At 60.6% G+C, this 14,168-nt stretch carries 10 protein-coding genes; all 10 read right to left on the bottom strand.

What is annotated here, in order from left to right; genetic code table 11:
• Positions 1-24 precede the first annotated feature (24 nt).
• Positions 25-1,608 carry a type VI secretion system protein TssA gene (gene tssA, locus O6P39_RS04085; RefSeq protein WP_275610152.1) on the bottom strand — a complete coding sequence of 528 codons (1,584 nt, stop codon included), beginning with the start codon at positions 1,606-1,608 and terminating at the stop codon, positions 25-27.
• Positions 1,605-4,676 carry an ImcF-related family protein gene (locus O6P39_RS04080; protein ID WP_275610151.1) on the bottom strand — a complete coding sequence of 1,024 codons (3,072 nt, stop codon included), beginning with the start codon at positions 4,674-4,676 and terminating at the stop codon, positions 1,605-1,607. The genes tssA and O6P39_RS04080 overlap by 4 nt, the downstream gene beginning before the upstream one ends.
• Before the next feature lie 302 nt (positions 4,677-4,978).
• The gene (locus O6P39_RS04075) at positions 4,979-6,172 is read right to left on the bottom strand and encodes a hypothetical protein (protein WP_275610150.1); all 1,194 of its coding nucleotides are present in this window, start codon (positions 6,170-6,172) and stop codon (positions 4,979-4,981) included.
• A 1-nt stretch (position 6,173) separates the two neighbouring features.
• Positions 6,174-6,353 (bottom strand): PAAR domain-containing protein, encoded by a 180-nt coding sequence (locus O6P39_RS04070; RefSeq protein WP_345774675.1) that lies wholly within the window; start codon positions 6,351-6,353, stop codon positions 6,174-6,176.
• Positions 6,354-6,461: 108 nt separating this feature from the next.
• Positions 6,462-6,932 carry a hypothetical protein gene (locus tag O6P39_RS04065; RefSeq protein WP_275610148.1) on the bottom strand — a complete coding sequence of 157 codons (471 nt, stop codon included), beginning with the start codon at positions 6,930-6,932 and terminating at the stop codon, positions 6,462-6,464.
• Between the two features lie 43 nt (positions 6,933-6,975).
• Positions 6,976-7,185 carry a hypothetical protein gene (locus O6P39_RS04060; RefSeq protein WP_275610147.1) on the bottom strand — a complete coding sequence of 70 codons (210 nt, stop codon included), beginning with the start codon at positions 7,183-7,185 and terminating at the stop codon, positions 6,976-6,978.
• Positions 7,186-7,207: 22 nt separating this feature from the next.
• Positions 7,208-8,212 carry an SUMF1/EgtB/PvdO family nonheme iron enzyme gene (locus tag O6P39_RS04055; protein ID WP_275610146.1) on the bottom strand — a complete coding sequence of 335 codons (1,005 nt, stop codon included), beginning with the start codon at positions 8,210-8,212 and terminating at the stop codon, positions 7,208-7,210.
• 36 nt (positions 8,213-8,248) lie between these two features.
• The gene (locus tag O6P39_RS04050; protein WP_275610145.1) at positions 8,249-9,247 is read right to left on the bottom strand and encodes an SUMF1/EgtB/PvdO family nonheme iron enzyme; all 999 of its coding nucleotides are present in this window, start codon (positions 9,245-9,247) and stop codon (positions 8,249-8,251) included.
• 15 nt (positions 9,248-9,262) lie between these two features.
• Positions 9,263-11,629 (bottom strand): hypothetical protein, encoded by a 2,367-nt coding sequence (locus tag O6P39_RS04045; RefSeq protein ID WP_275610144.1) that lies wholly within the window; start codon positions 11,627-11,629, stop codon positions 9,263-9,265.
• 17 nt (positions 11,630-11,646) lie between these two features.
• A complete protein-coding gene (gene vgrG, locus O6P39_RS04040; RefSeq protein ID WP_275610143.1) occupies positions 11,647-14,166 on the bottom strand; it encodes a type VI secretion system Vgr family protein in 2,520 nt (839 codons plus the stop codon).
• Between the last annotated feature and the right edge of the window lie 2 nt (positions 14,167-14,168).

Raw genomic sequence — 14,168 nt, 5'->3', positions numbered from 1 at the left:
ACACGCATCCTGAAATAGTGAAGCTCAGCCGCAGAGCACGGCGGCCCGTACCGGGTCGATGCCGACCAGGGCGGCCAGCAAGGCATCCATGCGCCGGCCCAGCGCCTGCCGGTCCGCATCATTGCGCTGGGATTTGAGGCGCAGCAGCTTAAGCAGACGAGCCTGAACCTCGAAGGTCAGATCGGGCTCCCACTCGGCCAACGCCTGACGTTGTGCGGTGGATTCCAGTTCGTCGAGCAGGTGGATGGCCAGGTCGGCCTTGCCGCACTGCTCGGCCACCCGCGCCATCAACAGCCGCACCAGCCAGCGCTGGCGGCCGGTCTGCACGCCCGGCCGGCTGCCGAGCCAGGCCAGGGCCGCTTCCGCGCCGTCGCTGTCGGCCTGGGCCAAGGCCTCGCCTTCCAGGGCGAGGATGTCGGCATCCACCGGCACCGGGTTGGCGGGCGCCGGCAGCCATTGCAGCGGACGGTTGCCGCTCACATGCTGGGCGATCCAGTCGCGGGTGGTCTGGTCGGCGAAGGGGGTGCCGTCATTCCAGCGCAGGGTCTCCAGGCCCGGCAGGCGATCGAGGAACATGCCCAGGTCGCGCTTGACGATATCGGCCCAGCCATCCTGGGGCGCCGGTTGCTTGCCCAGCGCCTGGCAGAGGTACCACTGCAGGTCGAGCCAGAAGTGGTTCACCCCTTCGGCATAGATACGCTCCACCTGATCGAGCAGCTCGCTCCAGCTCTGTTGCAGGTACAGCCGCTTGAGCTGCGCCCGGTAGTCGCTGCGCGGCGGCGCCAGCCGGGTGTTGCCGCTGGCCTCCTCGGGCGGCGCCTGGTGCACCGTGTCCCAGCGCAGGCTCTTCATCAACCGATGCGCCGCCAGCCAGCCCAGCGGCTGGTCGCGCAGGTATCCGGCGAGCGCCCGGCCGCCGTCCAGCAGGTCACGGCCGGACTTGATGGCGGCGACCACCGGCGCGTTGCTCTGCACGTTCGCCTCGTGGGTGGCGCTATTCTGTGGCACCAGCGCATCCACCCCGCCGGACTGCGCCAGGCGGCTGGACAACGCGGCATACAGGGGCCCCAGCGCCGGCCGCTGATCCTCCGGCCAGGCCTTCAAGCCATGCTCCAGCCAGGCCAGTGCGGCGACCGTACGTTCGGCCTCGGCCTTCACCACCTCCGGATACAGCGACAGGCTGTCCAGCACCTTGCCGCTGGCGAGCCACTCCACTGCCATCCGCCGGCTGTTGCCACGGGTCGGCAGCACCTCGGCGGCAAAGCGCTCCACCAGGGCGGCCAGCAGGCTAAGACCATCGGCCAGTCCCGCCTCGCCGTCCTTCTGCAAGCGCGCCCAGAGGTAATAGGTCGCAACGCGCAAGTCCTTGCAACGCCCCTTGAGGAGCTTTTCCGCCAGCTCCGCCACCCGCTCCGCATCGGCGCCGGAGAGCTTGTTGACCTCCTCGCGCATACGCTGGAAGTCATCGTCGTAACCCGGGTCCTCGCCAACCGCCGAGCGCTTGTCCACGGGCTCCAGCCAGGACTCCCAGTCCGACGCCTGTTGGCGGGCCATGGCCAGCGCATCGCGCTCACCCAGGCAACTGCTGATCAAGGCCGACAGGCTCATTGGAAAGCTCCCGTATCGGCGACCGGCATCGGCGCCGCGCCCTCATCGAGGAAAATCTGCGCCGGCAGTTTGAAGCCGCGCAGTTGCAGCAGCGCCAGCGGGCCGGCGCCCAGTTCGGTGCGCAGGTTCCAGGTCAGCTCCAGCTTGTCAGGGGCCGTGAGGACCAGGCGGTAGCGGGTCTGGCTGTCGTCCAGCGCGGTGACCTGGGCCTGCTCCAGCAGACGGATCAGCCCCCAGGTGCCGGGGTAATCGCCGAACAATCGCTCACCGGCCTTGACGCTGGTCCAGCTCAGGCTGGCACCGGGGTGGTCGCTGGCGCCGGGCCAGTCGAAGCGTTGCCAGCTTTCCAACTGGTTGAAGTACTCCAGCCGGGTGCCATCGAGGATGAAGGTGGTCTGCACCACGTTGCGCACCGGCTTGGCCTGCAGCTCGAAACCAATGCCCATGCCGCCGTCGGTATAGAGCACGTCGGCAAGATCGTTGAGCTGGTTGACCGCCCGCAGGAACTCGGGGTTGAAGCGCAAGCCCTGGCTGTGGGCGGTGTCGGCCACCCAGTGGTTGCCTTCCTTGCGCAGCACGCCGCCCAGTTGCTGGGCAAGAAACTGGGCGATGCGCCCGGAGTCGGTGCGGATCATCTGCCCGAGCATCGGCAGCGAGGCGTCGCTGGCGGTAGCGGCGAAGGGATAGCGACCGGCGAAGGCGCTGTCCCAGGGGTGCACGATCGCCCGCTGCCACTGGCTGTTGAGGCCGGCCGCGGAGGGTTGCAGCACGCGCCGCCAGGCCTGCTCCAGGGGCTGGACGAACAAGCTGTGACCGAAGCCGCCCCACTCCGCCCCCAGGCTGGCGGCCATCAGGCTGCCGTAGGACTGGGTATCGGTAAGGTCGACACTTTTGCCCTGGAATACGGTCTGTGCCAGGGCTTGGGTCATGGCCTGCGGGTCGGGGGCGTTGCTCACCTGCTGAAGCTTGAGGCGCACACGGGTGACGCGGGTGAGGAAGGCTTGCAGGCTGAGGCTGTCGTCGTTGCCCCTGGGCTCGACGCTCTTGCCGAGCAGGGCGAGCAGCGGACCGAAGCTGTCGTCCAGCGGGCTGCGCGGCCGCTCGGTGTTCTGCTCGATGGCAGGGGCGTTGTCCTGGCCAATGAGCTTCTGCGCGGACTTCATCAGAGAATCGCTCAGCGCCTGGCTACGCTGGCCGGCCTGGCCCTGGTAGGCCAGGGTGTTCATCAGAGCGATCAGCGGGGACTGGCGCACGTCGGCCATCAGGGTGAACTGGTCGATGACGTCGGCGAGGCTGTCGGCTTGGTGCCAGCGCAGGCTGTTGAGGACCTCGAGCCAGGCGCTGCCGTAGTCCTGGAAGTAGCGCGAGGTGAGGTGTTCGCGCAGGACCTCGGGCGTCAGCTCGGCGGCCAGGGTCCTGCGGTCATCGCTGAGCACCCAGTCGATCTCTTCGCGGCGTGCTTCGGCGACCTGGTCGATGGCCTGGCGAATCTGCCCTTCCCAGGCCTGGCGGGTGAAGACGCCGGGGACTTCTGCCTCGGTGGAGAACAGCGCGAGGGCGTCGGTATCACCGACCATCTGTTGCAGGCCCAGCGGCGGATAGTGGTTGGCCGCCTCGTCGAGGACCTTCTGGTAGAGGGCGCTTTCGCCGTTGCGCTGGCCCAACTGGCCGAGCAGCAGTTGGCGGGACTGGGCGACCAGGACCGGATCGGCCGGGATGCGCCAGTCGGGGTGCGCCGCCAGGTGCTCGGCATAGAAGCGCCAGAGGTTGGGGGCGATGCCCTGCCAGGCGCCCGTGGTGATGTCGGCGCGGCCCGGCTCGGCGGCGGTGAGGGTCCTGGTCAGGAAGGCGGCGTCGGTCCGCTCCGGGCGGGCCATCATCAGATAGGCCTTGAGCTGGTCGTAGGCCAGCTTGGCGCCGGCAGCGCGCTCGGGGCTGGCAGGTGGCAGGCGGAGCAGGTCGGCCAGCTCGGCCTTGAGGTTGGCCGCCGCCGGGTCGCGCATGAGTCGGTTATTGGCGCTCACGTAGCGCGGCCAGAGCGCCTCGAGCAGGCCGTCGTTCTGGCTCAGGCCGAAACGCTGGTACCAGGGCACGCCGTGACTGGCGCGGTAGTCCAGGCGGTCGAGTTCGTGGACCAGTTGGTTGAGGGCGATCAGTTGCGCATCGCCTTCGCGGGGCTGGTCGAGGGTCGCCAGGGCGACTTGCATCTCGGCCACCTGCGCGCGGTTGCTGGCGAAGGACAGCAGCATACCCAGGCCCCAGAGCGCGGCCAGGGCGAGCAGCACGGCGCTGCCGGCGCGCGGCAGGGTCCAGCCGCGTGGCCGGCCGCCCAGGGTCTTGCCATCGAGCACGCCGCGCCAGGCGGGGTCGACCTGCCAGCGGTTCTTCATGCCAACGCCGGTCTCGCGCAGCGGCAGGCTGAACCACAGCCCGCTCACCGCCACGCCGCGCCCGCGTTGCAGCTGGGCCCAGGCGTGCGTCCAGCGGGTAATACCTTCGGCCCGCAGGTCGCGGGACAGGCGCAGGAGGAAGTCGTGACGAGGGTCATCCTGCATCTGCGCCAGGCCGGCTTCGCGCAGGGGCGGCTCGAGGCGGCTCAGGCTGCTTTCCAGCTGCGCCGAGGTGAGCCGTGGGGACAGCCGGCAGCCCACCGGCTCGACCGGACGCTTGTCCTGTCCCCATGAACTTTCGCGGACTTCCCAGAGATGCACCGGAGCCTGCCAGCGCATCAGTTGGGTGATGTTCTGCAGATGAGAAATGGCGTTGCCAATATGCACGGGCTCGGCGCTCTGCTCCCGGCTCAGCGCCCAGACGATGCCGTCCAGCGGCCGGCGCGGGCAGAGCTTGCGCCATTGCTGGAGCAAGGTTTCATCCACAGCACCCTGCAAGCTGCCGCCCCAGAGCAGGACAGTGCCCTCGCCTTCCAGCCACTTTTGCTCGGCCAGGGTGGGGGCTATGGCCTTGATCTGATCGGGCTCGCCAACGACGAGAAGGAGACGAACCTTGTGGCGCCAGAAGAAGCCGAAGGTGCCAAGGTTGCGACGTAGGTGGGTTATAATTGCAACCATCCAATCGGCTGAAGACCCTGCGGGCTTTGAACGCAGCTTCTTCTCAGCAGCACCACTACGGGAGAAAACATCCAGCGCTCCTACCCGTCGATATCCCCAACGCCCCAGACCTGCGAAGAACAACAGACCGATACACCCTGACAACAGTGCTATCGACCACTTCAACTTCTCCGCTTCACCCCTCGTCCCGAGCAATGGGTTATCCACCCAAATGAAAATCAGGCCGACAACCAGCGCGCAGAGCACCACTATCCAGATACTGCTTCGCTTCTGTTTCACGTTACATCCCTATACACATCCGTTCAGGCAGACCTGACGACACACCATTGCGATGAGGTATCTCCGAGCAGAACCAGCTGAGCCTCACGCTCTGTCCTGGCCTGCTCACTTGCCACGATCAAAGTCAGGTTGCCGACGGCACAGCCAGCCAGACCCAGCACTCCGTCGAGATCCAGTGTCTTGCCCTGATCCGGAGGATGGCCAGCCCCCGACATGACAATGGCCATTTCCCCTGCCAAGGACTCCGGCAACTGGCTCAACCATAAGAAGTAACCATCCTCAGCATCGAGCAGGCCGCCCCAACGCAGGGCGTCCTCGAACGACGCCTTGGGTTCGCCGATACGCACCGGACGATGAACAACGACCTCGGGCGTGACCTTGCACTTGGTGCACCACTCAGGCCGCCCCAGCAGGACGGCTGACACCGACTCCGCATAGCCATCCATCGGTTCGAGGTAGGCGTTGATCTCCAGCGACAACAGCAGGTCAACGGGCTCGGACATGTCCAGCCAGTCATCCAGCCAAAGCAGGCCGTCGTCCTGCTCCGCAAAAACGACTGGTCCGACGGTATGCCGATCACCTCCGGCCGCATTCCACAGCATTAATACCTGCTCATCTGAAAGCACGCCGCTATGTCGAATACGCAGACGGGTGGAGACGCCCTGAGCACAGGTGCGCCATTCCTCTTCGATCCCTTGGACGACCTGCCGCAGGTATCCCGATAACCGCTGGATGTACTCATCCACGGAGAGGCTCGCCGCGGCGGGCTGCAATTGGCTCAGCCGTAACGTGCAGGCCTGTGCTTCCTGATAGACCGGCTGCAAGGGGATACTTCCCGCGCGCAACGCCTGTGCCAGCTTGTTATTCCCAGCCGCCGTACAACAGGCGCCCGCCAGCAACACCAGACGACGCTGGCCACGCTCGATCAATGCCTGCCGCTGTTCGTCACGGGCCTCGTTCCAGCCTTCCACGTAGTCCAGTTGCCCCTCGAACAGTTGTCGGCGGAGGGCGTAGAGCATCAGGCCCGCGATCAAGGGAAAGACCACTGCACAACACCAGAACCAGAGGGACGCACCACGGCTGTCCAATGGCCAGAACAACGTCACCAACAAACCGCCCACAGCGGCACAAAGCAGAATGATCAGCCACCAGCGCAAGCCATTGGGCTCTGGCGGTATAGACAGCGGCTCGGGCAATGCCCGCAGGTCAATCGGCACGTCACCCTCTCCCCGCGTTGGGCAACGAAGAAATCAAAGTGCAGCCGCAGAGACAACGATGCCCATGCAGGGCAATGGGCCGGCCATTTCGCCTGGAAGCTTCATCGCCCTCGGCGATCTCGTTCACCCCATGCAGCGCGCAGCGTACCCTGTCGCCCTTGCAAGCCACATCGCGCCCCATGAATTTCATACCGCTGGCAGCGGCCAGGACTTCGCCGCCGGATGAAAGTTTGTCGCCTATGCGAATAACACCGCGCATACCCCCCCCTTGCCATCCCTCTTCAGAGGGTCAGTTCGCCAATCGCGGAAGAAACGAGATATCGACGTGGTACTTGCTGGGATTACCACGATCGACCAACACCTCGATGGTGTCGCGCTCGATATAGTCCGAAGGATCGAACCATATATTGTCGCTTTCAAACAAATGAAGCTCGGAGGTTTCCTTGTTGAGCCACTGGCAGACAATCACATAAGGGTTTCGACCATTGACGGACACGCTCTGGTTTATCTCTACGGATTGAAAATCCGCAGAGACCAGCACACCATTCTGCTGCAAATAAGCTATGCGCGCGGCCTTCCATCGTCCCGCCAGGATGATTCCGCCACCAATGGCCAGAAACACTACCCCCAAAATAACCAGAACAGCAACGCTCATCGCTTCTTGTGTACGGCCATAGATGAAAACAGCTCCTATCAGAAGCAAAAGCCCAACCGCCGCGAACACATATTTTATGATATTTATTAACTTATTTCCGCTCACACGTTCCTCCTTGAAAAACCCAAAGTAACAACCAATGACATGCTCACTGACCATCAAGACATAACATCGTTTTTCGACGCCACATGCTGGCGGCATATTTCACAGGCGCATCACCATTCACCACGCAATGCGCCGAGAAAACGGCTTCAGCCGCGCCGTGCTGGGTCTCGGCCTTTGGCTCACAGCCCAGCAACGCCGGACCAATACAACAACCCGCCAGGAGTTTTAGGTTATTCATGATGACTCTGGGCATTCACGCGCCTTGACCGACATTGCTACTTAATGGGATCGGAACTGTTTACAACACAACGAACAGTTTTGTCGGAAAGCGATATTAAATCCCGATTATTAACCACACTATAAAAATCCGCCTCCTGATTAGCATATTTTCGCTGAACATTCAGACCACCGCCCCAGCGGGCATTAGGATAATCAATACCCCGCATTACCTTGGCATATTTATTATTGGTTGATTCAGCTTTGAAAACAGGTTCTTTCGGCCCCTGCGGGTCCTTGACCGGGGACGTTTGATAGTAGTTCGGGTCATACCAATCCTTGACCCACTCCCAGCCATTATCGGTCATCGAATATAACCCTAACGGATTGGGGGGAAACCGGTCGACCGGCAGCGGAGTCAAGATTCCCGTATTCCAGCCCTGTTCCTCAGCAAATTCGCCACGATCCCGAAATGTGGAAATATTGATGCCTCTTGGGCGCTCATCGGTATCCGTGGTTTTATAAGTCCCATCGTCCGTAGCCACCATCAGGAATTGGCCGCGGCTGCGGGCGGCATACTCCCATTGCGCCTCGGTGGGCAGGGCAAAGGGCAGGTCGGTGACCTTGGCCAACCACTGGCAGTACCGTTCGGCCTCATGCCAGTCCATATGCGCGGGGTTCATCGGGAAGCTACTGATCTGCGTAAGTTTGTCGTCATCATTTCGCATGGATAAGCCATTCAGCTTCAGATACAGTTGATACGCCTGATTGGTGATCTTGAACCTGTCGATGGAATAGCTGGTAAGTTCGACCCGATGCAGCGGGCTACTGTCCGGATTTGAATCATAAGGAAGCTTTTCCGGCCCGTATTCGACACCAAAGTCACCCATCAGGAATTCGCCACCCTTCACGAATACCAGATTGGCTTTGGTGGTACGGATGAAGTCGTCCAGGTTCACCGGGGAAATGGCTTCCGCTGCGCCATGTTGGGTTTCGGCCTTTTGCTCACAACCCAGCAAAGCCATACAAATACAACAAGCCAGGGTGAGATTGAAGTTATTCATGATGATTCCTGACATTCGCACACGTGACCAGCAGATCTACTTAACCGGATCAGGGTTATTAACAGCACAGCGGGCCGTTTTATCAGTAATCACTACAGAAGTTTCCCCGTCAAACAAACCATTATCTGCCTCTGGATTATCATAACTTCTCTTTACACTTAGCCCCCCTCCCCAGCGAGCATCGGGATAGTCAATACCTCTCAATACCTTGGCGTATTTTTCATTCGAGGACTTATCTTTGAAGGTAGGCTCTTTCGGCCCCTGTGGATCCTTAATCGGAGAAATTTTATAGTAATTTGGGTCATACCAGTCCTTTACCCATTCCAGGCCATTATCAGTCATGGAATACAGCCCCAACGGATTGGGAGGAAATCGGTCGACTGGTAGCGATATCAGGATTCCTGTCTTCCAGCCCTGCTGCTCAGCAAAATCGCCACGGTCTCGCGAGGTGGAAATATTGATGCCTTTGGGGCGATCATCATCTGTGATCTTATAAGTCCCATCGTCAGTGGCCACCATCAGAAATTGGCCACGACTGCGGGCGGCGTATTCCCACTGCGCCTCGGTAGGCAAGGCAAAGGGCTGGCCGGTCACGCTGGCTAGCCACTGACAGTAATGCTCGGCCTCATGCCAGTCCATATGCGCTGGGTTCATGGGTGGGCTACTGATTAGCGCAAGTTTTTTATTTCCACTTCTCAACTGTAATCCATTGGCCTTGAGATAAACCTGATACGCCTGATTGGTGATCTTGAACTTTTCGATGGAATAGCTGGTGAGTTCGACCCGATGCAGCGGACTGCTGTCCGGGTTCGAATCATAGGGAAGCTTCTCCGGCCCATACTCCACGCCAAAGTCACCCATCAGGAATTCGCCGCCTTTCACGAACACCAGATTGGCTTTGGTGGTACGAATGAAGTCATCCAGATTCGCCGAGGAAACGGCTTCTGCAGCGCCATGTTGCGTCTCGGCCTTTTGCTCACAGCCAAACAAAGCCAGACAAACACAACAACCCACCGCGAGTTTGAGGTTACTCATGATGATTCCTGATGATCACGCCAACTGACTGGGTTCAGACTCGCACGGGCCAAACGTACAGCGCTGAGGAAAATGCGGGTTCGACTCCTGGTGAAGCCTGTAAAAATCCGTATTGTTCATTGCCAAGGCGTAGCCCAGTGTTGGCGTTTTCTTCAGCCTCGCATAAATGCGATCCAACTCAACCGCGCCCGTCTCCTGGGAAACAGTCGCCCCCAGGGACTGTTCTTTCTTGATCAAGTCACCGCTGCGGTTGAAGCCTTCGTCGAGAAATTCGATCAACTGCTGCCTGTGCTGCCTTACCTTGTCCATATCGCAACCTCTATTATCGGTCGCAGTAGCCGTAGAGGCAGTCATCCGGCAAAGCACCAGGTCCCACTCCCGGCGGGTCTGGATGCTGCGGAGCACACAGATAATTGCGTCTTTTCGCTCGGGGTAGATGTCCAGCAACGCCGTGCCACGGTTATCGGTATCCAGATGATCCCAAGTACCATGACGGGTGAGCAGGTAAAGCAACAACCCCTTGGCCTCCGGGGTGAAGTGCAGGAGATCGCCTTCTTTATTGATCGTATTTCTGGCCAATTGATTCCGTCTCTTCGACGCTTCCCTATTCCTTTTTGTTTCATCCACCATTAAATCAAAGAACACTGAAAATTCTTTAAAAACGCTTTCTGCTGAATATTTCAGATCTCCATATCTCTTATAAACATCATCGGCCACAGCGTCGATTTGCAAAATGCAATAATGAGTAAATGCATTGAATGCGTCTTCGGCGACAATCTTAAAAAACGCATAATCCAAGCTGTACAGTTGATAGGCGAACCAGACCTGAAACTCCAGGATATTGAGCACGCCCACCTCGCCAATGAATCCCCCCTTGGCACCCAGCCCCCAGCACAGACTGGCGGCGGCGTGGAAACAGAACTTTCCGTTGATGAAGGTGCAGTGAAACTTCCCTCCGGCCCCCGCACCGGCCAACCCTGCGATATTGCCTCCGATGGTGCAGAAGTCGGTAAAGTCGCCGGTGGATTTAAGCAACCCGCCCCATGCTTTTTGCATATTCTCCGGAGCGGTAGGCTTCAACCACTGCATGCTGCCTTTGAGCGCACCCTCAGCGCGGGCGCCAACGAACACTTCAGCGGACGCTTGCAGGCCTTGGTCCTCTTTATCCAGTTGCTGGAAGAACACCTTTCCCGTCGTGGCCTGCTCCCGGAAGCTTGGCAATCGCCCACCGGGCAGGCCGGTGAGGGCCTGTTGTTGTTTATTGGGCGAGGTCACGACTTGCAACTGAGCCTCCAACTGCACCGAGGCGCCCACGAAAGCGGCGGCTTGCAAGGCCACTTTCACGCGGAACTTGCCCAGGTCGAACAGCCGGGTGTCGTTGTTGTATTTCAGCGAAAGTGGCCAGCCAACGCGGCTTGGCACAAAAAGCTCGATGGCCGCGGCACCTGATGCCACGGCCAGGCTGGCTTTGGCCTCTCCTTGAATCGACGCTTTACCTTCGGCTGGGTTGAACTCCGCACTGGCGCCAAGGTTGGTGGCGTAGCGCATGAACTGCGCACCAGCCGAAATATCCACGTCGACTGCGGCGGTAACTGCCTTGTTGTAGTTGGCACTCTTGTTCCAGGTATCAGCCCAGCCGAACAGGTCAGTGCCGAAGACCTCCCAGGATGCTGTTCCTTCCTTGTTAGTCGCCTTGAGCAGCTCTTCCATGCCCGGCACGTCTTTGAGTTCGGCCTTGAGTTTGGGCCATTTCAGTTTCAGCTGTTCTTTGAGTTTTTGCGTATCGATGCGTACGCGGCCATGGCTGTCCCGCGAGTAGATACTTTCCTTGCCGGTTTTTTTATCAGCGGACTTCAAGGAAACCTGACGGAACTTCTTTTGGTTCTGGTCGTAATATTTCTTGGTCACGTAGACGTAACGCTGGCCCACGGCTTTGCTTTTGCCATTGGCCTGTTTCTCTTTCCTGCGGGTGTCCTTGAGCGGCAGCAGTTCAACAACGTCGTTGTATTTCATGCCATCGAGGGAAAACTCACCGAGCTTCTTCTGTAGCGCTTCGCGCTTCTTCTGTAAGTCCTGCTCGGCCTGGGTGACCGACATCATTTGCTTGTCCGAGGCGGCCGGCACCGGTTGGGATTGCGAATGAGCCACTCCATAGCGCTCCACCGCGGCGGAAAACCTGGCCTTGGCCTGGTGGAAGGCATCCATGAGGAGCAACATGTCCTGCCAATGCTCTTCGAATTCTCCCGCCGCCTCGGCACCGATAATGACCACCTCTTCAGTATCGGTGCGGAAGTAGCACTGCCCCGATTGATGCTTGACCTGCACGATAGTGTTTTGCTTAGAGGTCTTACCCTCGCCCACAGGTTTTTCTGGTTCAGACATGATTTCTGCCTCCTTGCTCATTCAAAGAACAATTTCATGTTCTGGGACGTGAGGCCGTAGTGGCTCTGGGTGTAGCCGTTCTCGTCGGTAACGCCGCGAATAACGGCGCCGTCCTCGGCTTCGAGGCGATAGGCCACGTAAGGTTTGGGTTTGCCGGTGACCTGGTCCAACACCTGGAAGCCGCCCTGGGTCGGATTCGTGTAGATCGGGTCTTCCAGGGTCATGGGAGCCAAGGCTTTGTCGAGGGAGGCTGATCCTCCCCAGGTGATCTGATCATTGCGAATACGCAGCTCACCGGGAGCGCCAATTTCGATGGAGCCATCCTTGAGTTTTATGTATGCGCCGCGGCTGACCAGGGTGATGCCGTGCTCGGCATTGAGGACCATTTCGCCGTTGATGCTGCTCAGGCTCATGTTCTTGTCGGCTTGCATGGTCATGGCGTCGCTTTGCGCCTGGATATCCACAGGACCACGGGAAGCGAACAGTTTGAGGCCCAATTTCTGGGCGAACAGGCTGATGGCCTCTCCGGCGGCCACGGTGAAGCGTTTGAACACGCTGAAGTCGGCGCACTCACCTGCTGTCGCGGTAAGACATTGACCGCTGGTAAGTTGCAGGTTCTTTGGGGTGGTCAGCGCCATGCCCGCCGGCGCCGATGCAACCAACCCGGCATCGGCCAGATTGGTCAAGGCTTGCTTGAGTGCTTGCTGTGCCTGTACATCAGCCGCCAGAGCCCCCGACACCGAAACGCTTTGGGCCAGCGCCTTAACCAGTTCCAGAGAGTTGTTGAGTTGGGCTACAGCGGCGCTCATGTCCAGAACGTGCCCTTGACCCTTGGCCTGCACATCTGCGCTGATGAACATGCCCTTGCCGCTGCGGATGGCACCCCAACCATCGGTGCGCAGCTCGAAGCCTTCGCCGCGCTTCTGCCGTTGCGCGTCCACCAGATGACCGAGGTTGAGCTGGCTCTTGCCGCTGTGCTCGGTGCTGAGCTTGATGTGCTCTTCGCCGCGCCGGTCCTCCATGCGCAGCTTGTTGTTTGAAGGAGTTCGTAGGACGTTTCTCTGATAGTTCTTCAGAGTGACGTGGTCGGGGTGCTGACTATCGTGGAGGGTCGCGGCGATGTAGGGCTTGTCGATCTGGCCCTCGAAAAAGGCCACGGCCACTTCGGTGCCCTGGATCAGCGGGAAATGCAGGCCGTAGGTTTCCCCGGCATAGGGCCGCGCCAGGCGCAACCACATGCTCTCCTGGCCGGCGGGCCAGGTATCGCGATCGAACAAGAAGTTGACCTTGTAGCGGCCTTCGATATCGATGTGGCCGTAGAGGTCGTTGGGCTGCGGGCTGGTGACGCGGGCGGGGATGGTGCCGGCGATGATCGGTTTGGGCAGCAGCGGCGGACGGAAGCAGACAGCCTCCGAATAGGGGATGGCGTCGAAGCGGGCCTCGAAGCTGCGATCCCGGGCGGCGCTGGTGCGCAGGTGGGTGATCACCGCGCCGGGGCGGAAAGCCTCCGGTGCGCTGCCGTCGATTTTCAGGACCTGGCCGGGCGCCAGGGCGGCGCTGCTGGTGTGGCCGCTGAGGCGGGTGTGGTCGTTGAGGTAGCGCTCGTGGCGCAGGCGGGCATAGAAGTAGCCCGACTCGCTTTGCAGGTCTTCGGCCTGGTCGATGGCGTCGCCCAGCACCGTGTAGGGCTCGGCGTAGTGATAGGCCTCGCCGTAGGTGGTTTTGTCGCCGCGGGTCTGGTCGACCTCGCCTTCCAGATAGACGTTGGCCTGACGCGGGTCGTAGGAGCGGATGTGGAGATTTTTCTCAACCACGCCGTGGCGCGATTGCAGTTGCCAGACGGCATCCTGCCCGCTGCTGCTGGTGCCCGACTGCGGGCGCAGCGGCAGGCTGACGTCGAACTGGTAGTTGCGCTGGTCGTCATGAAACTCGACCACGTCGATGTTCAGGCGCTCGTCGGCGGTGAAGCGGTACCAGATGCCGATGTCGGCAAGCAGGCGCTGGATGAAAGCCAGGTCGCTCTCGCCGTACTGCATCACCTGTTCGCGCTTGGGGTACTCGCGCTTCAAGTCGAAAAAGAAGTCCTGGCCTTCGAAGTCGTGGCGGCTGCGCAGGATGCCTTCGACGATTTCCGGCACCGACTGGTGCTGGTAGATGCGGTACTGCCGGCCGCGCCCGAGCAGTGCCAGGCGCGGTTGCAGGGTCACTTCATAGAGGGCTTCGTCGTTGGAACCGGAGAGGCGGCGCAGGCCGGTGATCACGCCATGCAGGGTACGCAGAGGCTGTTCCGCTGGCACTTGCAGCCCCACGAAGGGCACGGGCGTGGGCGGTGGGCAAAGGCTGAAGCGGGCGTCCTGGCCGAGCAGTTGGTCGGCGGGGATGTCCTTCTGCGTCGAGGTGAATTCGATGCGGTAGTCGAAGGGCCGGCTCAACGCTTCCTCGCCGACGAAGGCGAGCACGTCGAGCGGGGCGTCGAGGTTGCGGACCCAGAGCTTGTGGCGGCTGTGATCGAAGAAGGGACGAATGTTGTCGAGCATGA

This window comes from Pseudomonas sp. PSE14 (assembly GCF_029203285.1).
Classification (GTDB): Bacteria; Pseudomonadota; Gammaproteobacteria; order Pseudomonadales; family Pseudomonadaceae; genus Pseudomonas.
This window is presented reverse-complemented; position numbering and strand designations above follow the sequence as displayed.